The organism is Sphingomonas sp. BK235, from assembly GCF_004345855.1.
In the GTDB taxonomy this organism is placed as follows: domain Bacteria; phylum Pseudomonadota; class Alphaproteobacteria; order Sphingomonadales; family Sphingomonadaceae; genus Sphingomonas.
Genome location: NZ_SLXN01000003.1, coordinates 287,559 through 308,966 on the forward strand (window position 1 = coordinate 287,559; position 21,408 = coordinate 308,966).

General features: G+C 69.1%; 19 protein-coding genes. 14 read left to right on the plus strand and 5 right to left on the minus strand.

Annotation, left to right across the window (positions count from 1 at the left end):
* Positions 1-5: 5 nt before the first annotated feature.
* The 4 genes from EV292_RS10265 (at position 6) to EV292_RS22900 (ending at position 3,575) form a co-directional block, all read left to right on the plus strand.
* Positions 6-1,292, plus strand: coding sequence for a cytochrome b N-terminal domain-containing protein (locus tag EV292_RS10265; protein ID WP_132909108.1), 1,287 nt, complete (start codon positions 6-8; stop codon positions 1,290-1,292).
* A gap of 30 nt (positions 1,293-1,322) precedes the next feature.
* Positions 1,323-2,165 (plus strand): cytochrome c1, encoded by an 843-nt coding sequence (locus EV292_RS10270; protein ID WP_132909109.1) that lies wholly within the window; start codon positions 1,323-1,325, stop codon positions 2,163-2,165.
* 176 nt (positions 2,166-2,341) lie between these two features.
* On the plus strand, positions 2,342-2,872 hold the full coding sequence (locus tag EV292_RS10275; RefSeq protein ID WP_132909110.1) for an adenine phosphoribosyltransferase: 531 nt from the start codon (positions 2,342-2,344) through the stop codon (positions 2,870-2,872).
* 121 nt (positions 2,873-2,993) lie between these two features.
* The gene (locus EV292_RS22900) at positions 2,994-3,575 is read left to right on the plus strand and encodes a hypothetical protein (RefSeq protein WP_207913397.1); all 582 of its coding nucleotides are present in this window, start codon (positions 2,994-2,996) and stop codon (positions 3,573-3,575) included.
* 4 nt (positions 3,576-3,579) lie between these two features.
* Here EV292_RS22900 and EV292_RS10285 read toward each other — a convergent pair whose 3' ends face one another.
* Positions 3,580-4,212 carry a DedA family protein gene (locus EV292_RS10285; RefSeq protein WP_132909111.1) on the minus strand — a complete coding sequence of 211 codons (633 nt, stop codon included), beginning with the start codon at positions 4,210-4,212 and terminating at the stop codon, positions 3,580-3,582.
* Between the two features lie 79 nt (positions 4,213-4,291).
* Between EV292_RS10285 and EV292_RS10290 the strand changes: the two genes are divergently transcribed.
* Entirely contained in the window at positions 4,292-5,086 is a 795-nt protein-coding gene (locus EV292_RS10290) for an aldo/keto reductase (RefSeq protein ID WP_132909112.1), read from the plus strand.
* A gap of 160 nt (positions 5,087-5,246) precedes the next feature.
* Here the strand turns inward: EV292_RS10290 and EV292_RS10295 are convergent, their stop codons facing one another.
* A complete protein-coding gene (locus EV292_RS10295) occupies positions 5,247-6,656 on the minus strand; it encodes a UdgX family uracil-DNA binding protein (protein WP_132909113.1) in 1,410 nt (469 codons plus the stop codon).
* Positions 6,657-6,860: 204 nt separating this feature from the next.
* A complete protein-coding gene (locus tag EV292_RS10300; RefSeq protein WP_132909114.1) occupies positions 6,861-8,114 on the minus strand; it encodes a putative DNA modification/repair radical SAM protein in 1,254 nt (417 codons plus the stop codon).
* Between the two features lie 74 nt (positions 8,115-8,188).
* Here EV292_RS10300 and EV292_RS10305 point away from each other — a divergent pair, with 74 nt between their 5' ends.
* Positions 8,189-9,433, plus strand: a complete 1,245-nt coding sequence (locus EV292_RS10305) for a hypothetical protein (protein ID WP_132909115.1) — start codon at positions 8,189-8,191, stop codon at positions 9,431-9,433.
* Here EV292_RS10305 and EV292_RS10310 read toward each other — a convergent pair.
* Positions 9,385-10,401: a LacI family DNA-binding transcriptional regulator gene (locus tag EV292_RS10310; RefSeq protein WP_132909116.1), complete on the minus strand. Its 1,017-nt coding sequence runs from the start codon at positions 10,399-10,401 to the stop codon at positions 9,385-9,387. The genes EV292_RS10305 and EV292_RS10310 overlap by 49 nt on opposite strands.
* Positions 10,402-10,689: 288 nt before the next feature.
* Here EV292_RS10310 and EV292_RS10315 point away from each other — a divergent pair, with 288 nt between their 5' ends.
* Together EV292_RS10315 and EV292_RS10320 are read left to right on the plus strand one after the other, a co-directional pair.
* On the plus strand, positions 10,690-14,025 hold the full coding sequence (locus EV292_RS10315) for a TonB-dependent receptor (RefSeq protein ID WP_132909117.1): 3,336 nt from the start codon (positions 10,690-10,692) through the stop codon (positions 14,023-14,025).
* A 60-nt stretch (positions 14,026-14,085) separates the two neighbouring features.
* A complete protein-coding gene (locus tag EV292_RS10320) occupies positions 14,086-14,796 on the plus strand; it encodes a SapC family protein (RefSeq protein WP_132909118.1) in 711 nt (236 codons plus the stop codon).
* 169 nt (positions 14,797-14,965) lie between these two features.
* Here the strand turns inward: EV292_RS10320 and EV292_RS10325 are convergent, their stop codons facing one another.
* The gene (locus EV292_RS10325) at positions 14,966-16,105 is read right to left on the minus strand and encodes a Gfo/Idh/MocA family oxidoreductase (protein WP_132909119.1); all 1,140 of its coding nucleotides are present in this window, start codon (positions 16,103-16,105) and stop codon (positions 14,966-14,968) included.
* Positions 16,106-16,217: 112 nt separating this feature from the next.
* Here EV292_RS10325 and EV292_RS10330 point away from each other — a divergent pair, with 112 nt between their 5' ends.
* The 6 genes from EV292_RS10330 to EV292_RS10355 are packed head-to-tail and all read left to right on the plus strand — an operon-like array spanning position 16,218 to position 21,386.
* Positions 16,218-16,595, plus strand: coding sequence for a cytochrome c family protein (locus tag EV292_RS10330; protein WP_132909120.1), 378 nt, complete (start codon positions 16,218-16,220; stop codon positions 16,593-16,595).
* A gap of 14 nt (positions 16,596-16,609) precedes the next feature.
* Positions 16,610-17,650 carry a sugar phosphate isomerase/epimerase gene (locus tag EV292_RS10335; RefSeq protein ID WP_132909121.1) on the plus strand — a complete coding sequence of 347 codons (1,041 nt, stop codon included), beginning with the start codon at positions 16,610-16,612 and terminating at the stop codon, positions 17,648-17,650.
* Positions 17,651-17,697: 47 nt separating this feature from the next.
* Positions 17,698-19,005 carry an MFS transporter gene (locus EV292_RS10340; protein ID WP_132909122.1) on the plus strand — a complete coding sequence of 436 codons (1,308 nt, stop codon included), beginning with the start codon at positions 17,698-17,700 and terminating at the stop codon, positions 19,003-19,005.
* Positions 19,002-19,931: a TIM barrel protein gene (locus tag EV292_RS10345; RefSeq protein WP_132909123.1), complete on the plus strand. Its 930-nt coding sequence runs from the start codon at positions 19,002-19,004 to the stop codon at positions 19,929-19,931. The genes EV292_RS10340 and EV292_RS10345 overlap by 4 nt, the downstream gene beginning before the upstream one ends.
* 49 nt (positions 19,932-19,980) lie before the next feature.
* Positions 19,981-20,550: a gluconate 2-dehydrogenase subunit 3 family protein gene (locus EV292_RS10350; protein WP_132909124.1), complete on the plus strand. Its 570-nt coding sequence runs from the start codon at positions 19,981-19,983 to the stop codon at positions 20,548-20,550.
* Entirely contained in the window at positions 20,547-21,386 is an 840-nt protein-coding gene (locus EV292_RS10355; RefSeq protein WP_132909125.1) for a sugar phosphate isomerase/epimerase, read from the plus strand. The genes EV292_RS10350 and EV292_RS10355 overlap by 4 nt, the downstream gene beginning before the upstream one ends.
* Positions 21,387-21,408 lie beyond the last annotated feature (22 nt).

The window sequence follows — 21,408 nt, forward strand, 5'->3', positions numbered from 1 at the left end:
GAGAGATGAGCTTTCCCTGGGCCAAGCATTATGAGCCGAAGCAGCCGCTGATGCGCTGGCTGGACGAGAAGCTGCCGCTGCCGCGTCTCGCCTACAATGCCATCGGTGCGGGCTATCCGGTGCCGCGCAACCTCAACTATTTCTGGAACTTCGGCGTGCTCGCCGGGGCGGCGCTGGTGATCCAGATCGTCACCGGCGTGGTGCTGGCGATGCATTATGCCGCCAACGGCGGGGTCGCGTTCGGCTCGGTCGAGAGCATCATGCGCGACGTCAACGCCGGCTGGTTCCTGCGCTACGCGCACGCCAACGGCGCGTCGATGTTCCTCGCCGTGGTCTACATCCATATCGGCCGCGGGCTCTATTACGGCTCGTACAAGGCGCCGCGCGAGATGGTGTGGCTGCTCGGCGTCGTCATCTTCCTGCTGATGATGGCCACCGCGTTCATGGGCTATGTCCTTCCCTGGGGGCAGATGAGCTTCTGGGGCGCGCAGGTGATCACCGGCTTCTTCTCGGCGATCCCGCTGGTGGGCGAGACCATCCGCGTCTGGCTGCTGGGCGGGTTCGCGCCCGACAATGCCGCGCTGAACCGCTTCTTCTCGCTCCACTATCTGCTGCCGTTCGTGATCGCGGGCGTGATCATCCTGCACATCTGGGCGCTGCATATCCCGGGCTCGAACAACCCCACCGGCGTGGACGTGAAGGGTGAGCAGGACACGGTGCCGTTCCACCCTTACTACACCGCCAAGGACGGCGTCGGCGTGGCGGTGTTCTTCCTGATCTTCGCCACCTTCGTGTTCTTCTCGCCCAATCTGCTGGGGCACCCGGACAATTATATCGAGGCCAACCCGCTATCGACGCCGGCGCACATCGTGCCCGAATGGTATTTCCTGCCGTTCTACGCGATCCTGAAGAGCTTCACCGCGGACTTCATCCTGCCGGCGAAGCTGTGGGGCGTGCTGGCGATGTTCGGCTCGATCCTGCTGCTGTTCTTCCTGCCGTGGCTGGACAGCTCGCCGGTGCGCTCGGCCAACTACCGGCCGACCTACCGCTGGTTCCTGATCGTGCTGGTGTTCGACGTGCTGGTGCTCGGCTATGTCGGCGGCGCCGAGGCGACCGCGCGCAACGTGATGATGGGGCAGATCGCCGCGGCTTATTATTTCGCGCACTTCCTGATCATCCTGCCCTTGGTGTCGGCGGCGGAGCGGCCGCGGCCGCTGCCCAACTCGATCACCGAGGCGGTGCTGGCGAAGCATGGCGGCACCGCGCCCACCAAGACCGCGCTGGCGGGCTGAAGACGAGACGAAGAGGGGATCTGACAGACAATGGTTCGTCTCATATCACTGGTGATCGGTGCGGGGTTCGTCTTCGTGCTCGCACTGGCGCTGTTCTTCACCGCCAAGGACGCGATCCAGAATCCGGCGCCGCACACCGCCGAGCATGAGTTCCACCTGCATCCGGAGGACATTCACCTGTCCTCCGCGGGCTGGTTCGGCAAGTTCGACCGCCAGCAGGTGCAGCGCGGCTTCCAGGTCTACAAGGAGGTCTGCGCGGCCTGCCACTCGCTGAAGTATGTCGCCTTCCGCGACCTGCAGAAGATCGGCTATTCCGAGGCCGAGGTGAAGGCGATCGCCAATCAGTGGGTGATCGAGCAGCCCGGCGTGAACCCGGAGACGGGCGAGGCGGCGACGCGCAAGAACCTGCCGTCGGATCACTTCCCGTCGCCCTTCGCCAACGAGGTCGCGGCGCGCGCTGCCAATGCCAACGCGCTGCCGCCCGATCTGTCGCTGATGGCCAAGGCGCGCGAGGACGGCAGCAACTATATCCACGCGCTGATCACCGGCTATCGCGACCAGCCGGCCGAGCTGCTCAAGAAGTTCCCCGACGCCAAGACGCCGGAGGGGCTGCACTACAACCCCTATTTCGCGAACCTCAACATCGCGATGCCGCCGCCGATCACGTCGGACGGGCAGGTGACCTATTCGGACGGCACCAAGGCGACGCGCGACCAGATGGCGCGCGACGTCGCGGCCTTCCTCACCTGGACCGCCGAGCCCAATCTCGAGGCGCGTCACGCCGCGGGCGTGGCGGTGGTGATCTTCCTGATGATCTTCATCTACCTGACCTGGGGCGCCTATCAGAACGTCTGGCGCGACGTGAAGCATTGAGGCCGGCCGGGTGGCGCGGCGACCGCCCCGCCACCCGCGCTGCCGCGGCCGGCGTCACCTGTGGGTGATGCTGCTGCGCCATGGACTTACCCGGCACAGCGACTAGGACCCGGACACGGCGATCGTGGCGAGAGCGACGGTCGCCGTGTCCTTTTCCTGTTCGCGCGGAGCGACGTATGAACGACGACCTACGGGCCCTGATCCGCACCATCCCCGATTTCCCCAAGCCCGGGATCCAGTTCCGCGATATCACCACGTTGCTGCTCGACGCCGACGGGCTGGCCGCCTGCGTCGAGCGGATGGTCGCCGCGACCGACGGGCCGGTCGATCTGGTCGCCGGGATCGAGGCGCGCGGCTTTCTCTTCGCCGCGGCGCTGGCGGTGCCGCTGCGCGCCGGGGTGTTGCTGATCCGCAAGGACGGCAAATTGCCCGGCGCGACGATCGCGGAGGATTATGCGCTCGAATATGGACAGGACCGGATCACGATCCACGCCGATGCCTGCGCCCCTGGCGCGCGGGTGCTGTTGGTCGACGACCTGATCGCGACCGGCGGGACGGCGCGCGCGGCGGTGCGGCTGCTCCGCAAGGCTGGCGCGACCGTGCGCCAGGCGCAGTTCGTGGTCGACCTGCCCGAGCTGGGCGGTGCGGACCGGCTGCGCGCCGACGATATCGAGGTCAGCGCGCTGCTGTCCTTCGCCGGCCACTGAGTGCCGCCGCGGCCCCGCGCCACCGCCCCGGAACCGCCCCGGAACCGGCGGGGCCCCATCGCCGTTGCTCATCGATCAGCGGCGCGTATCGGCCGCTTCCTCCGGCGTATGGAGCGTTGCGATGACATTGAAGCAGATCCTAGCCGCGGGCCTGTTGGGCGGGCTCGCGGTCGTCACTTCGGCCTGCTCGACCGGTTATGGCTATGGCGGGCTGGGCATGGGCGTCGGCAGCGGCGGCTATTACGACGACCCGTATGGCGGGTACGGCTATGGCTATGCGCCGAGCTATTATGGCTGGAACAACGGCTTCTATTACCCGGGCACCGGCGTCTACGTCTATGATCGCTATCGCCGGCCCTACCGCTGGAACGGTGACCAGCAGCGTTACTGGCAGCAGCGTCGCTACGGCGGCGACAATCGCGCGGTGCGCAGCAACTGGCGCGACTTCCGCCGCGACGTCGGGCGCGAGCGGCGCGACTATCGCAACGACCTGCGCAGCAACCGCGACGCCTATCGCGCCGGGACGATCACGCGCGATCAATATCAACAGGGACGCCGCGACGCGCGCCAGGAATATCGCGGCGACGTGCGGCGCGAGTATCGCGAGTTGCGGCGCGAGAACCGCGCCGAGGGCTATCGCACCCCGCGGTTCGATCGCGGTCAGCGTGGCCCGCGCGGGCCACGCGGCGGACGCCCGCGCTGACGCGTCAGCCGTGCTTCTTCAGGCCGCGGACCCGGTGCCAGACGTAGAAGGCGATCGCCGCGACCAGCACCACGCCGATCGCCGCATCGGCGCGGTGGAAGAAGGCCTTGAGCCGCGGGTCGCTGTTCCATTTGTCGCCCAGCGTCATGCCGATCCAGGCGAGCAGCAGGCAGAACGGCCAGGAGCCCACGAAAGTATAGACGTGGAACGGAATCAGCTTCATCCGCGCCACACCGGCGGGGAAGGCGATGAAGGTGCGGATCACCGGTAGCATCCGCCCGATCAGGATCGCCCAGGCGCCCCAGCGGTTGAAGAAGCGGTCGGCGAGGTCGAGCTCGCCCGGGCCGATCAGCACGTAGCGGCCGAACTTCTCCGCCATCGGCCGCCCGCCGCGGCGACCGATCTCATAGGCGACGACCGAGCCGATGTTGCAGCCGATCGCGCCCGCGGTCGCGGCGAGGAACAGGTTGAGCTCGCCGGTGGAGACGAGATAGCCCGCGAAGGGCATGATGATCTCGGACGGCAGCGGGATGCACGCGCTCTCGATCGCCATCAGCAGCGCGATGCCCCAATAGCCGCCGGCGGAGATCACGGCGATGGCGAAGCCGGCGAGTGCGGCAAGGATCTTCTCGACCATGATGCTGCGCTTGCGTCACGCGGTCGCGAAAGGGAAGCCGCAAAGTGGAACCGTGCCGTCCAGCAACGGTTCGACGCGGATGACCGATCTCACGCTCAACGACGGCCGCCCGATGCCCCAGCTCGGCCTCGGCACCTATCAGATCCCTGATTCGCAGGTGGCCGCGGTGGTGCGCGCGGGGCTCGACCTCGGCTTCCGCCTCGTCGACACCGCCACTTTGTACCATAACGAGCGCGGCGTCGGCGAAGGGCTCGGCCATGACGACGCGTGGCTCACCACCAAATTGTGGCACGACCAGCACGGCGACGCCGAGGCCGCGCTTGACGCCAGCCTGGCGCTGCTCGGGCGCGACCATGTCGATTTGTACCTGATCCACTGGCCGCACCCCGCGGGCGAGCGTTACGTCGCGGCGTGGCAGACGCTGGTGGCGCTGCGCGACGCGGGCAAGGCGCGCTCGATCGGCGTGTCCAACTTCCTGCCCGAGCATCTCGACGCGATCATCGACGCCACCGGCGTGGTGCCCGCGGTCAACCAGATCGAGCTGCACCCGACCTTCCAGCAGCGCGAGGTGCAGGCGTACAACCGCGAGCGCGGCATCGTCACGCAGAGCTGGTCGCCGCTGGGGCAGGGCGAGACGCTGCGCGACGAGCGCGTGGTGGCGATCGCCGAGCGGCTCGGCGCCACGCCGGCGCAGGTGCTGATCGCCTGGCACCTCGCCAAGGGGCTGGCGGTGATCCCCAAGGCGGGCAACCCGGAGCATCTCGCGAGCAACTGGCAGGCGACCGAGGTGCGGCTCAGCGAGGAAGATGTCGCCGCGATCGACGCGATGGACGATCCCGATGGCCGGATGGGGCCGGACCCGCGCGAGCTGTAAGGCGACGAAGAGGCTGTGGTGCGGCGGCGTCGCTACGCCGCTCCTTCCTTTTTCGTCATCCCGGACTTGGTCCGGGATCCACCCGGCCGCACCCTCAGGCGGCGCGGCGTGAAGCGGAACAGTAGATCCCTGACCAAGCCCAATGACGGCGCTTGGGGGCTCACCCCAGCGCCGCGCGCGCCATCCTCAGATCCTCGACGAAGCGCTCATATTCGCTCGCTTTCGCTGCTTCGTCGGGGAGCCGTAGCAGATAACTCGGGTGGACCGTGATCCAGGCGGCGCCGCCATCGGGCAGGCGAAGCGCCCGGCCGCGCTCGCGCCCGATCGTCATCACCTTGCCGAACAGGCTGCGCGCCGCGGTGGCGCCGAGCGCGACCGTCATCTTGGGACGCAGCAGCATCTGCTCCTGCTCGATCCACCAGCGACACGCCTCGATCTCGCCCGCGTCGGGTTTGGCGTGGATCCGCCGCTTGCCGCGCGGCTCGAACTTGAAGTGCTTGACCGCGTTGGTGACATAGGTCTCGGCGCGGGTGATCCCCGCCGCCGCCAGCGCGCGATCGAACACCTGCCCCGCGGGGCCGACGAACGGATGACCGGCGAGGTCCTCCTGGTCGCCGGGCTGCTCGCCGACGAACATCATCGTCGCGTCGACCGGTCCCTCGCCGAACACCGTCTGGGTCGCGGGCTTGTAGAGGTGACAGCGCGTGCAGGCCGACGCCTCGTCGCGCAGCGCTTCCCACGCCGCCTGCGCATTGTCGCCGACCGCGCTGTCGCGCGCGCGCGCCTTGTCGATCATCCCGCTCTCCCGTGCCTGCGCGGTCGCCAGCAGCTGCGGCACCAGCGCGGTCTCCGGCATGTTCTTCCAGTATTTGCGCGGCATCTCGCGCAGCATCGTGCCGACCTTGACGCGCGCCGGGTTGAAGATGCTGGCGTAATAGGTCTTCCACACCTCTTCGATCGGGTCGCCCTCGGGCGCGTCGCCGCGCTCGGCCGCGGGGCCCTCGTGGAGCGCGCCACCATCCCAGTGGAGCGACAGCTCGGGCGTGAGGATCGACCAGCGCATGCTGGCGAAGCGGTTGACGAAGAAGGCGGCGTTGGCGCGGACGATATGATGCTCGGGCTCGAACCAGGCGACGTAGCGATCGCCCGCATCGTCGCTGACCGAGCGGAAGCGCACGAAGGCGCGCATCTTGTGGATGTCGCGCCGGACGGACTTGGCCAGCGTCTCGGTCCGGCGAACGAGCGGGTCGGCGTGATCGTCGGTCAGCCGCGGCGTGTCGCGCAGCCGCCACAACATCGCATAGAGCAACGCGAACCGCTCGGGGTCGCGGTGGAGCGCGGCGCTGCTGGCGAGATCGAGGAAGGCGCGCGGCACGCGCATGGCAGGCGCGGTGGCGTCGGGACGCGGGGCGGGGGGTGGCTCGGCGGCGGCCGCGGCGAAGAGATCGGTCGCGGCGTCGCCGACCTGCCACACGACGGCATCGGGGGCGACATGGTCGGCGAGCAGCCCGCGCGCGGCATCGCGCCAGCCGTCGACATCGTCGGGCGCCGAGAGGGTGATGACGCGCACGGCTAACGCACCCCTGAGCCCCTCCCCTTCAGGGGAGGGGTTGGGGTGGGGCTTCTCCGCGAACGCGACGTATGCGGAACCACCCCACCCCCAGCCCCTCCCCTGAAGGGGTGGGGAGCGAGATGCGTCACCGCTGGGCCATGTCGAACGATCACCCCGCCACAGCGCGCCAGCGCGGCGAAGCGTTTCACCCGCGAGTCACTCTCACGCCGCGAACAGCTCGAGCTGCCGCGTCTTCGGCTTGGGCGCGACCAGCGGCGTCAGCTCGGCGCGATCGGCGAGCACCACCGGGCGCCAGTCCTCGCAGACGATGAAAGGTCGCACCCGCGCGATCGACACCGTCAGCCGCGCGACATCGTCGAGCCGCAGTCGCCGCCAGCGCCGCGCCGCCAGGATGCTCTTCACCGCCTTGGTGCCCAGTCCCGGCACACGCCACAGCAGCTCGCGCGGCGCGCGATTGACGTCGACCGGGAAACGGTCGCGGAACTTGAGCGCCCAGGCGAGCTTGGGGTCGATGTCGAGCGGCAGCATCCCCGTCGACTCGTCCGCCGCGGCGACGACCTCATCGGTCGAGAAGCCGTAGAAGCGCATCAGCCAGTCGGACTGGTACAGGCGATGCTCGCGCATCAGCGGCGGGCGCTGGAGCGGCAGCACCGCCGAGGCGTCGGGGATCGGGCTGAACGCCGAATAATAGACGCGCCGCAGCCCGAAGCGATCATACAGCGTCGAGGCCTTGCGCACGATATCGCCGTCGGTCGCGGCATCGGCGCCGACGATCATCTGGGTCGACTGCCCGGCGGGCGCGAAGCGCGGGGCGGACTTGTAGCGGGTGCGTGCGTCGGCGATATCGGTGATCGCCGCCTTCATCTCGCCCATCGCGCCCTCGATCCGCGCCTCGTCCTTCTCGGGCGCGAGCCGGCGCAGCCCCCCGACGGTGGGCAGCTCGACGTTGATCGACACGCGATCGGCGTAGAGCCCGGCCTGGTGGACCAGCTCGGGATCGGCGTCGGGGATCGTCTTGAGGTGAATATAGCCGCGGAACTGATGATCCTCGCGCAGCGAGCGCGCCACCTCGACCAGCTGCTCCATCGTGTAATCGGACGACTTGATGATACCCGAGGAGAGGAACAGCCCCTCGATGTAATTGCGTCGATAGAAAGAGAGCGTGAGGTTCACCACCTCCTGCGCGGTGAAGCGAGCGCGGCGGACGTTCGAGCTCTTGCGGTTGATGCAATAATGACAGTCGAACACGCAGCTGTTGGTCAGCAGGATCTTGAGCAGCGAGATGCAGCGACCGTCGGGCGCATAAGCGTGGCAGATACCCATGCCCTCGGTCGAACCCAGCCCCTTGCCGTCGGCCGAGGTGCGCTTCGACGTGCCGGACGACGCGCACGACGCGTCATATTTCGCCGCGTCGGCGAGGATCTCCAGCTTCTCGCGGACATCGAGTTGCGCCATGTGTTCGATGTATGTTCGCGCGGCTCGCTTGTCGAGGGCGAAGCGACCTGCCATGGATCAGTCTTGTGCGGAGGATGATCGATCGGCTCGGGCCCAGCGGGCCGTATCTGGCGCTCGCGCTCACCTGCCTGCTCGGCTGGGGGTTCAAGGCGCATTGCGGCGCGGCGTGGAGCGGCGCCGAACAATATGTCACGGGCTGCTACAGCGACGCGGTGCCCTTCTGGGGGTTGCGCGGCGTCGGCGCCGGGCAGATCCCTTATTTCCAGGCGCGGATGGAATATCCGGTGCTCACCGGCGCGCTGATCTGGATCGAGGGATTGGTGGCGCATCTGAGCCATGGCGCGCGCGCCGACGCCGCCGACTTCCTCGCCGCGGTGACGCTGGGGAATGCGTTGCTCGCCTTCGTCGTGCTGGAGCTGATCCGCGGCGCGGGGGCGGGGCTGCGGCGGCAATATGCCTGGGCCTGCGCCCCGCCGCTGATCCTGTATCTGGGCCACAATTGGGACCTGCTCGCGGTCGCGTTCGCGATGGCCGCGCTGCGCGCCGCGGCGCGCGCGCAGACCGTGCGCGCGGCGGCGCTGGCGGCGCTGGGCGGCGCGGCCAAGCTGTTCCCGGTGCTGCTGCTCCCGCTGCTCGGCTTGGGGGCGCTGGTCGGGCGGGACACCTGGGCACGCGCCGGCCGGGCCGCGCGGATCGGCCATGCCGCCCGCCTCGTCGTGGCCGCGGTACTGGCCTGGGGCGCGGTCAACCTGCCGGTCGCCTGGTTCGCCTTCGACAGCTGGCGCGAGTTCTACGCTTTCTCTGGCGCGCGCGGGGGCACCGCGGCGAGCCTGTGGGAGCTGATGACGCAGTTCGGCTGGTGGCGCACCGACGTCGCGACGCGCAATCTCTGGTCGCTGCTGCTGTTCCTCGGCGGCGCGGCGACGATCGTCGCCGCCGGCTGGCGCCGCCACGGAGACCGGCCATGGCTGCTCTTCACCCCGGTGCTGGCGTGGTTCCTGCTGACCAACAAGGTCTATTCGCCGCAGTTCGACCTGTGGCTGTGGCCGCTGCTGGTGCTCACCGGAACGCGCGCGCGGCCGATGGCCTTGTTCCTGCTCGGCGATCTCGCCGCTTACTTCGCGGAATTCTGGCTGTTCGCGGGAATGGAGGGGGCGGACGTCTCCGCCACGCAGGTGGACGTGCTCGCCGCCGCCACGGTGCGCGCGGTGGCGCTGCTCTGGCTGATCCACGCGGCGGTGCGCGACCCAGCGCCGCGCTGGGCCTCGCTTCAGCGCGCGGGCGCCGGACCCGAGCTGGGCCGCCGCAGCAACGCATAGGGCAGCTCAACGCAGCGCGCCGCCTCGCTGTCGCTCGCGGGCGCGGCGAGCAACTCCACCGCGGCCGCCGCCATCTCCTCTTTAGGCTGGCGGATCGTGGTCAGCTGGGGCCAGGCCATGCGCGCGATCGGCGCGTCGTCGAAGCCGACCACCGAGAGCGCGTCGGGCACCGCGACGCCGTGGCGCATCGCCACCACCAGCACGCCCAGCGCCATCTCGTCGTTGGTGGCGAATACCGCGGTGGGACGGTCATGCGTGTCGAGCAGCAGTTCGGCGCCCTCGATCCCTGTGCGGAAGGAGAAATCGCCGTCGAGCACGCGCTCGGGGCGGATCGCGAGCCCCGCGGCGCGCATCGCGTCCTCGAAGCCAGCGTAGCGCAGCGGGGTGGCGCTGTGCCCCGCGCGGCCGCCGACGAAGGCGATGTCGCGATGGCCCAGCGCGATCAGCAATTCGGTCATCTCGCGCGCGGCGGCGCGATCGTCCATCCGCACCTGGGGCGAGGCGTCCGCCTCCAGCCCCGGCGCGATCCGCACGATCGACACCCCGCTGGCGCGGAATACCGCGAGCACCTCGGGCATGTCGCACACCGGCGGCGTCAGGATCGCGCCGCCCAGCCGCACCTCGCGCAGCGTCGCCTCGAGCTGCGCGCGCCAGTCGGGGCGCGCGGTGTCGATCCCCTCGACGACGAGGTGATAGCCGAGCTCGCGGCAGCGGTGCAGCGCGCCGCGCTGGAGATCGGCGGCATAGCTCGACGAGGGATCGTCGAAGAACATGCCGAGCAGGAAGGAGCGCGAGCTCGACAGGCTGCGCGCGAACGCATTGGGGCGATAGTTGAGCTCGTCGACGACGCGCAGCACCGCCTCGCGCAGCGCGTCACGCACATTGCCCTCCCGGTTGATCACGCGCGAGACCGTCTTGAGCGAGACGCCCGCGCGCTCGGCGACGTCCTTGATCGTGACCCCGCTCATCGGGCGGCGGCGGGGCGGGGCAGGGCGGGGGAAGGCTCGGCGATCATGGCGCGATCCTAGCCCGCCCCCGCGTCGGCGCAATGCCGGAGCGCCGCGATGCGCGTGCGTCGGCCGTGGCAAATGCGCCACGCGCACCGCCTCAAATCGCGGCGCGTGCGATGGTACCGCTAACGGCAGTTTACCGCCGTTGACAACGTTGTCTCGCGGCGTACCAAAGGAGGCTCAGGGCGGGGAACGTCGCCCGAAAGACACAGTGGCGCGCAGGGCGCGGCCGACAGGGAGGGGATGATGAGGGGTAAGACGATCTCGCGCGCGTTGGTGCGGACCACGTCGCTGGCGGCGCTCGCCGCGGGGCTGGCGCTGCCGGGCGCGGCGTTGGCGCAGGTCGCCGCGAGCACGCAGACGGTGCCGTCCCCCGCCGACCCGCAGCAGGGCACCCCGCAGGCGGACACCACCCCCGGCCCGGTCCAGGCCGAGGCGGGCTCGGCCGCGAGCAACAGCGATCCCGATGCCGCGAGCGAGGACATCGTCGTCACCGGCGTGCGCGCCTCGCTGGAGCGGTCGATCGCGATCAAGCGCGAGTCGTTCGGCGTGGTCGACGCGATCTCGGCCGAGGACATTGGCAAGTTCGCCAACACCAACCTCGCCGAGTCGCTCCAGCGCATCACCGGCGTGTCGATCGATCGCGTCAACGGCGAGGGATCGACCGTCACCGTCCGCGGTTTCGGCGCGCAATATAATCTGGTGACGCTCAACGGGCGCCAGCTCGCCACCTCGAACATCGTCGCGGTCGGCGGCGACCAGGGCGGCGACGGCGCGGGCGGTTCGGGCCGCTCGTTCGATTTCGCCAATCTCGCCTCGGAAGGCGTCCGCACGCTGGAAGTCTACAAGACCGGGCGCGCGGCGGTGCCCTCGGGCGGGATCGGCGCGACGATCAACATCGTCGGCACCCGCCCGCTGGATCGCTCCACCACCGGGCTGAGCGGCTCGGTCGGCGTGAAGGGCGTGTACGACAACAGCGTCGACCATTGCATCGAGTGCGGCGACAAGGTCACGCCCGAGGCGTCCGGGCTGGTGAGCTGGAGCGACGGCGAGCAACGCTTCGGCGTCTCGCTGTTCGGCAGCTACCAGAAGCGCAATTTCAGCACACCCAGCGTCGCGCAGGACGGCTGGAACATCCGCACCCTCACCGACTTCCTGAACCCCGCCAACGGCTTCGTCCGCGACACCACGACCATCAACAACGCGCCGACCGACGGCAGCACCCTGGTGGCGGTGCCCAACGACCACCGCTATCACTTCTCCGAGTTGAGCCGCGAGCGTATCAACGGGCAGGGCGTGGTGCAGTTCAAGCCGACCGACGTGCTGACGCTGACCGCCGACGCCTTGTTCGCGCAGCTCCGCTCGTCCGAGCGCCGGTCGAGCCAGTCCAACTGGTTCAACCGCCCCTTCGACGAGGTGACCTTCGACGATGCCAGCGACGGCATCGCCACCACCGAATATCTCCACGAGACGATCGGCGGGGTGAAGGACGCCGCGTTCGAACAGGCCTATCGCGCGCAGAAAAACCGGCTGACCGACTTCGGCCTCAACGCCAAATGGCAGGCCACCGACCGGCTGACGCTCGCGCTGGACGGGCATATCGGCAAGGCCGAGAGCCTGCCCGACAATCCCAACGGCCGCACCTCCACCACCGTGGCGTTCAACGCGCCCGTCGTGGCGGCGCACTCGCTGTCGTGGAGCCGCAAGGGCTTCCCGTCGCAGACGCTGACGATCAACGACGGCTTCGTCAGCACGCTGCCGACCTCCTCCGCCAACCCGGACGGCACGGCGACCTTCATCAAGGGCAACAACAACGGCGTGCTCGACGTCGGCGACCTGTCGAGCGCGATCCAGCGCGAGTTCGAATCGACCCAGACGCAGAAGGTGAAGGAAGCCCGGTTCGACGCGGGCTGGGACTTCGGCGGGGGCAGCCGCTTCGACTTCGGCGGCAATTTCCGCACCACCACGACCGAGCAGACCCAGATCAACACGCGCCAGGTGCTGGGCGACTGGGGCAATGCGCTGCCGCCCGATATCGAGCGGCTCGCTCCCGGTCAGGTGCAGACCTATTGCGCGGTGTGCAAGTTCACCAAGTTCAACCCCGACGTGGACGCCAACTCGCGCATCGCCTTCCGCACGCAGGATGCGACCAAGCTCTACAACACGCTGGCGAGCTATTACGCCGGCCTGCCGCTCGATCCCAACCAGACCGCCTTCGCGGGCAAGTCGGTGGACGGGATCAACCACGCCAACAACCTGGACTCGAACACCTATAATCGCGTCAAGGAGGACATCTGGTCGGTCTACGGCCAGATCACCTGGAAGGGCGAGATCGGCGGCCGCCCCGCCAGCCTGGTCACGGGCGCGCGCTTCGAGAGCACGCGCGTCCGCGCGCTCTCGCTCCAGCCGATCCCGCAGGCGATCGTGTGGCAGGCGGACAACGACTTCAACGTGCTCAACTCGGCCGACCGGCAGCCGGTCACCGATCGCGGCAGCTACACCAACCTGCTGCCGTCGATGGACTTCCAGGTCGAGCTGATGACCAATCTGATCGGCCGCTTCTCCGCCAGCCGCACCATCTCGCGCCCCGGTTACGGCAGCCTGTACGCCTCCACCGGCGTCGGCGGCCCACCGCGCCCGACCGTGATCGGCGGCGTCGCCACCGGCAATGCCAATGACACCGATCTCGATCCGCTCACCTCGGACAATTTCGACCTGTCGCTGGAATGGTATCCGAACAAGGACACCTTCCTGTCGATCGGCTTCTTCGACAAGCGCGTCAGCAACTTCATCGGCAACACCCAGGTCAACCGCAACCTGTTCGGTCTGCGCGACCCCACCTCGGGCGCCGCGGGCAGCCGCTCGGGCACCGCGCGAACGCAGCTCAACAGCTTCGGCGCCGATCTGTCCGACGTGAACCTGTTCACCTACACCGCGCTGCTCGCGCAGAACGGCGGCAACGTCGCCGCGGCGGACGCGACCTTCCTGCAGAATTACAATGCGGGGACGCGCTCGCTCAACCAGGGGTTCGTCGACAGCACGCTGGCGGCGGTGGACATCCTCGCCGACGCCAACGATCCGCTGTTCAACTTCTCGGTCAACACGCCGATCAACAACAAGTCGGCGGAGATCTACGGGCTCGAGGTCGCGGGCCAGTATTTCTTCGGCGACACCGGGATCGGCGTCGCGGGCAGCTACACGCTGGTGCGCGGCAACATCGGGATCGACGTGCGCGCCGACCCCTCGGTCGACCTGTTCGCGCTGATCGGCCTGTCGGACACCGCCAACGCCACGCTGATCTACGACAAATACGGCATCTCCGCCCGCCTGTCGTACAATTGGCGCGACAAGTTCCTGAGCGGGATCAACCGCGACAGCTTCCGCAACCCGACCTTCACCGCGCCCTACAGCCAGGTGGACGTCAACATCAGCTATGACATCACCCCCAACATCGCGGTGAGCTTCGAAGGGATCAATCTCTTCGAGGAAGGGGTGCGGCAATATGGTCGCGACCAGATGAACTCCTGGTTCATCACCGAGGGGTCGGCGCGATACCTGCTGGGGGCGCGCTATCGCTTCTGATCGGGTCGTGCCGGGGAAGGCCGCTGCGCGCGGCGGCCTTTCTGCGCCAGGGCAGGGACGATGACCCGGATCGTCCCGCTCAACAACGTCGATCACGCCGAGCTGCGCGTCCTCGCGGGCCACGGCGCGCGCTTCGGCGACGCGGTCAACCAGGCGGTGGTGTTCGCGTCCGAGTTCGAGGCGCTGCAGCGCGATTACGCCATCCTGCTCCGCCGCAACGCGGAGGGTGCCTATCGCGCGGTCGTGCTGCTGGGGGTGGAGCGCGACGAGAACCTCTTTCTCGACGGCGACCGCTGGGACGCCCGCTACGTCCCCGCGCTTCACGCGCGCGGTCCTTTCTCGATCGGCGTGTCGGGGGACGGCGAGCCGATGATCCACGTCGATCTCGACCATCCCCGCGTCGACCCGGCGGGCGAGCCGGTGTTCCGCGACCATGGCGGCAATGCGCCGCTGCTCGATCGCGCCACCGCGGCGCTGCGCGCGGTCTATGCCGGGCGCGCGCTGGGCGAGGCGATGATCGCGGGCTGGAGCGCGCTGGGCCTGATCGCGCCGGTCACGCTCCAGCTCGACCTCGCCGCGGACCGCCGCGTCAACGTGCCCGATTGCCACACGATCGACACCGCGCGGCTGGCGGCGCTGGACGGCGCGGCGTTGGAGCGGCTCCACCGCGAGGATCTGCTGCGGCCGGCGATCTGGATGGCGTCGTCGCTCGACAATGTCCGGCACCTGCTCGACCGCAAGCTGCGCCGCGACGCCGCCGTCTCGTTCTGATCGTGGGATAGCAGGGGTGCCTCTCCCCGGCACCGCCATCCCGGCGTCGCGCCGGGACGGCGGGAGAGGCGCGAGCCGCTTTCACGACAGAATGGCTCGGCTTGGGCGGCCGCGCTTTGCGGGGCCGCCCTATTCCCCCCTCCTGCCGAAGCTCGGCAAGCCGCATCGCTCAGTCGAGCGTGCTCCACTTCACGTCGCTCTGCGCGTTGGCGACGACTCCCTCGACGAACGCCATGGTGCGCACGCCGTCCTCCACGCCGGGGTACCACATCGCTGGCGCCGCGCCGCGGATCGCCTGCGCGAAGCCGCGATAGATGTTCGCGAACGCCTCGATATAGCCTTCCGGGTGCCCCGCGGGGGTACGCGTCCGCGCGGTCGCGCCCTCGCTCAGTGCGGGGCCGCCGGTGCGCAGCACCTCGACCGGCTTGTCGAGCCAGCGCAGCGTCAGCGTGTTGGGCTCCATCTGCGCCCAGTCGAGCCCGCCGAGTTCACCGTGGACGCGCAGCCGCAGCCCGTTCTCGTCGCCGGCCGCGACCTGGCTGGCCTTGAGCACCCCGCGCGCGCCGCCCGCGAAACGCAGCAGCACGCTGACGTCGTCGTCGAGCCGGCGGCCCGGCACGTGCGTGGTCAGCTCGGCGCAGAGCGACTCGACCTTGAGGCCGGACACGTGCTCGGCGAGTTGGAAGGCGTGGGTACCGATGTCGCCGAGGCAGCCGCCCAGGCCCGCGCGCGCGGGGTCGGTGCGCCACTCGGCCTGCTTGTTGCCGTCGCGGTCGATCGCGCGTGCCAGCCAGCCCTGCGAATATTCTACCTGCACCAGCCGGATCGTGCCGAAGTCGCCGCGCTCGACGCGCGCGCGCGCCTCCTCGACCAGCGGGTAGCCGCTATAGGTGAAGGCGAGCGCGTAATGGCGCCCGCTGCGCTCCACCGCGGCGGCGATCGCCTTCGCTTCCTCGAGGTTGAGCGACATCGGCTTCTCGCAGATGACGTGGAAGCCGGCGTCGAGCGCGGCGATCGACATCGGCGCGTGAAGATGGTTGGGGGTCACGATCGCGACCGCCTCGACGCGCTCGTCCTCGGGCAGCGCGCGCTCGGCGGCGAGCAGCTCCTCGAACGTGGCATAGACCCGCGCCGGGTCGAGCCCGAGCGACTCGCCGCTGCGCGTGTTGCGCGCGGCGTCGCTGCTGAACGCGCCGGCGACCAGCCGCCAGTCGCCGTCGACGCCCGCCGCCATGCGGTGGACCGCGCCGATGAAGGCGCCCTCGCCGCCACCCAGCATCGCCAGTCGAAGTGCTTGCCGTTGCGCCATCGTTCATCTCTCCCGTCGCATGGTCGCAGGGTGACGCAGCGTCACCAAGCGGGTTGATCCCCGCTTGTTTAGCGCTAAACATACGACAAACAACCAATTGGAGAGACTCGCGATGAAGCTGATCGCCGGACTTGCCGCCCTGCCGCTGGTCGCTGGCGCCGCGATCGTGGCGCTGCCCGCGCCGCTGTCGGCGCAGGCCAGCAGCCCGCCCGCCTTCGCCGCCTGCAAGGCGTGTCACACTGTCGAGAAGGGCGGGCCGAACCGGATCGGGCCGAACCTCTACGGCGTCGTCGGCCGCCCCGCCGGCACCGCGCCCGGCTTCACCTATTCGGCCGCGCTCAAGGCGTCGAAGCTGACCTGGGACGAGAAGACGCTGGGCGAGTTCATCGCCGCGCCGAGCAAGAAGGTGCCCGGCACCAAGATGCCGATCGGCATGGCCGATCCCACCAAGCGCGCCGCGGTGATCGCCTATCTGAAGACGCTCAAGTGAGCGGAACGGCGGCGATGCGCGGACCCGGTGTGTTCCTCGCCCAGTTCATGGGCGAGGCACCGTTCGACACGCTCGACAGCGCCGCGCGCTGGATGGCGGACGCGGGCTATGCCGGCGTGCAGATCCCGACCTGGGACGCGCGCTGCATCGACCTCGAGCGCGCCGCCGAGAGCCAGACCTATGCCGACGAGCTGATCGGCCGCTGCCGCGAGGCGGGGGTGGAGATCACCGAGCTGTCGACCCACCTCCAGGGCCAGCTCGTCGCGGTTCATCCCGCCTATGACGAGCTGTTCGACGGCTTCGCCCCGCCCGAGCTGCGCGGCAAGCCCGCCGAGCGGCAGAAGTGGGCGGTCGAGCGCCTCCGCCTCGCCGCCAAGGCGAGCCGGCGGCTCGGGCTGAGCGCGCACGCGACCTTCTCGGGCGCGTTCGTCTGGGGCTTCGTCTATCCCTGGCCGCAGCGCCCCGCCGGGCTGGTGGACGAGGCGTTCGCCGAGCTGGGCCGCCGCTGGACCCCGATCCTCGACGCGTTCGAGGAAGAGGGCATCGACCTCTGCTTCGAGCTGCACCCCGGCGAGGACCTGCACGACGGCGTCACCTTCGAGCGCTTCCTCGATCAGGTCGGCGGCCACCAGCGCGCCAACATTCTCTACGATCCCAGCCACATGGTGCTGCAAGCGATGGACTATCTCCAGTTCATCGACATCTATCACGAGCGCATCAAGATGTTCCACGTCAAGGACGCGGAGCTCAACCCGACCGGGCGTGCGGGCGTGTACGGCAGCTATTCGGATTGGGTCGATCGTCCAGGTCGCTTCCGCTCGCTCGGCGACGGGCAGGTCGACTTTGGCGGCATCTTCTCCAAGCTCACCCAGTATGATTATTCGGGCTGGGCGGTGCTGGAATGGGAGTGCGCGCTCAAGCATCCGCAGGACGGCGCGCGCGAGGGCGCCCCGTTCATCGCCGCGCACATGATCCGGCGCCCCGAACATGCCTTCGACGATTTCGCCGGTGGCAGCGATCCCAGCGCCAACCGCCGCCTGCTCGGCCTCGGCTGATCCCGTACCGGCTACGATAACGACACAGAGAAAAGGGAGAGGACCGAGTGGATCAGGCAGGAGTGAACCGCAGCCGATTATTCTGGCTCGGCGTGCTGGCACTGGCCACCGCCGCGATCAGCGCCTCGTTGCGCGCCGCGGTCGCGAGCAGCCTCAAGGCGGAGTGGATCGATCCCATCGCGCCGGTGCAGGCGGGTGAACTGATCGGCGCGGCGCTGGGTTCCGCCTTCCTCGGCTTCGCCATCACGGTGTTCGTCGTCAGCGCCTTTCTCGACAAGATCGGCGCCAAGCGCGTGCTGATCGGCTGCGGCGTGTGCTTCCTGATCGGCACCGGGCTGATCGTCGGGGCGGGGCATCTCGCCACCGGCATGGCGGTCTACAACCTCGTCTGGTTCGGCATGCTGTTGAGCGGGATCGGCTGGGGCCTCGCCGAGGCCTCGATCAACCCGCTCACCGCGCGGCTCTACCCGGACGAGACGACGCACCGGCTCAACGTGCTCCACGCCTGGTATCCGGGCGGACTCATCATCGGCGGCCTGGCGGGCGTGTTCCTGGCGAACGTGCTGCCGTGGCAGGTGATCATGGGCACGGTCTTGGTGCCCGCGGTGGGCGTGGTCGTGATCGCGGCCACCACCACCTTCCCGGCGCCGCCGGCCGAGGTGGAAGGCGCCGGCTTCGGCGAGATGATCGGCGAGGTGTTCCGCCGGCCCAGCTTCTTCGTCTGGTTCGGCGCGATGTTCCTCACCGCCTCGTCCGAGCTCGCGCCGGGCCAGTGGCTCGACGTCGCGCTGACCAACCGCGTCGGCATGCGCGGCATCCTGCTGCTGGTCTACGTCAGCGCGTTAATGTTCGTGTTCCGCCACTTCGCGGGGCGGCTGGCGAACCGCCTGTCCAATCCCGGCCTGCTGTGGATCTCGAGCCTGCTCGCGGGCATCGGCCTGTTCCTGCTGTCGCTGGCGCAGTCGCCGGTCGCGGCGATCCTCGCCTCGACCGTCTGGGGCCTCGGCGTGTGCGCGATGTGGCCGACCATGCTGGCCTCGGTCGCCGAGCGCTACCCGCGCGGTGGCGCCTGGGCGATCGGGCTGGTCGGCTCGGCCGGCGCGCTCGCCAGCTTCTTCGTGCTGCCGCTGCTGGGCGGGATGTTCGACGAGGCCAAGGTGGCGCTCGCCGGCGGGCCGGAGGCGTTCAAGCAGCTGACCGGCGCGGCGCTGCGCCAGGTCGAGGATGCGGCGGCGTCGCAGTCCTTCGCCAAGCTGGCGCTGTTCCCGGTGGTGCTGCTGTTCGTGTTCGGCGGCATCTGGCTGTCGGAGCGGCGCGCGCGCGGCGCCACGCTCGCGCGCGGCGACGCGGCGTGACGCCGACGCGCCGCGCGCTGATCGCCGCCGGGGCGGCGCTGCCGCTGGCGGCGTCCGCGGCCGCGGCGCAGCGCGGCGCGACGTCCAATGCGGCGCGTTTCTCGCTGGCCTATGCGCCGCACGAGGGCAGCTTCAAGAGCCGCGGCGGATTGCTCGAGCAGATCGCCTTCGCCGCCGACCAGGGCTTCCGCGCCTGGGAGGACAATGAGGCGAGGGCCCGCCCGGTCGCGCAGCAGGAGGCGATGGCCAAGGCGCTGCAACAGCGCGGCATGGCGATGGGCGTGTTCGTCGCGAGCATGCCGAAATGGTCGCAGTTCCGGCCGATCTTCGGCAGCGACGACGGCGCCGAGCGCGAGGCCTTTCTCGCCGACGTGCGCGCCTCGATCGAGGTGGCCAAGCGCCTCAACACGCAGCGCGCCACCGTCGTCACGGGCTTCCTCGACCCGCGTGTCCCGATGGACATCCAGACCGCGCGCGTGATCGACCTGATGCGCCGCGCCGGCGACATCGTCGCGCCGCACGGGCTGGTGCTGGTGATGGAGCCGCTCAACACGCGGGTGAACCACCCGCGCGTCTATATGCAGACCTTCGCCGCGGGCTATGCCGTGGCGCGCGGGGTCAACAGCCCCGGGGTCAAGGTGCTGGCGGATTGCTATCACGAGCAGATCCAGTCGGGGAACCTGATCAACGCGCTCGGCACCTGCTGGGACGAGATCGGCTATATCCAGTTCGGCGACAATCCCGGCCGCAACGAGCCGGGCACGGGCGAGATCAACTATGCCAACATCGTCCGCTGGCTGCGCGGGAAGCGCTACGCCGGCGTGATCGGCATGGAACACGGCAATGCGCGGGACGGGCGCGCGGGCGAGGAGCGGCTGATCGCCGCCTATCGCGCGATCGACCGGGACGCAGGGGAGGAAGCATGACCAACACGAGCAGCGGCGCCCGCGCGGGCGCACGGAACGGAGAAACCAAGTGATCGACCGCAGAGACGCGCTCGCGGGCATCGTCGCGATGTTCGGCAGCCAACTCTTCGCCCCCATCGCGCGCGCGGCCGGTGCCGCCTCGCAGCAGGCGTTCGGGGTGATCAACACCGGGCCGCCCTCCGTCCAGGTCTTCACCCCGGCGCAGAAGGCGCTGATGACCGCGCTGAGCGATCGCGTCGTGCCCGCCACCGACACCCCCGGCGCGATCGCCGCGGGAGTGCCGGCCTATATCGAGAAGCTGCTCGCGGACTGGTCCGAGCCGGGTGATCGCGTGCCGATCATCAGCGGGCTGGACGCGATCGAGGCGCGCAGCCGCGCCGATTACAAGAAGAGCGCGGCCAGCGTCACCCCGGCGCAGCAGGACGCGCTGCTGACGCTCGCGATGAACGACAAGATCCCGGGCGGCACGGCCTTCTTCTTGCCGTTCCGCCAGATGGTGCTCGTCGGCTATTTCACGTCGGAGATCGGCATCACGCAGGAGCGCGAATATCTGCCGGTGCCGGGCCAGTATGACGGCGCTTTCCTCTACTCCAAGGTCAACAAGGTGTATTCCTCATGATGACGGATCGTCGCACGTTCCTGGCCGGCAGCGCCGGTCTCGCTGCCCTAGGTATCGCGGGCGCGCTGCCCGCGGCGGCCGCGCAGCTCGGCAAGGTGGGGATCCAGCTCTACACCGTGCGCGAGCTGTTCCAGAAGGATCCGGTCGCCACGCTGACCCAGCTCGCCAAGATCGGCTATCGCGAGGTCGAATATGGCGGCGGCGGCTATGATGCCATGGATCATGCCATGCTGCGCAAGACGATGGACCGGCTGGGGCTGACCTCGCCCTCGATCCACGTCGGCTACGACCTGCTGCTCAACAAGTTCGACGCCAGCGTGAAGATGGCCAAGACGCTGGGCGCCGACACGATCGTGCTGCCGTACATGACCGCGGAGCATCGCACCGCCGAGGCATGGGACCGCGCGCTGCCGAACTTCAACAAGTTCGCGCAGCAGCTCGCCCAGAACGGGCTGGGCTTCGCCTATCACAACCATGATTTCGAGTTCACCGTGAAGCCCGAGGGCGTCAGCCTGTACGACCGGCTGGTCAAGGCGACCGACCCCAAGCTGGTGAAGGTGGAGATCGACCTCTATTGGGCGATCCTCGCGGGCGAGGATCCCGCCACGCTGATCAAGCGGATGGCGGGTCGCATCTACGCCTATCACGTCAAGGACAAGCGCCCCGACGGCAAGATGACCTCGGTGGGGCTGGGCACGATCGATTTCGGCGCCCTGTTCAAGCTGAACGGCATCGCGGGCGTGAAGCATTTCTACGTCGAGAACGACGAGTCGCCCGCGCCCTACATCCCCGACATCACCACCAGCTTCCAGACGTTGCGCAAGCTGCGCTTCTGACGACATTCATCCCGGGAGGGGA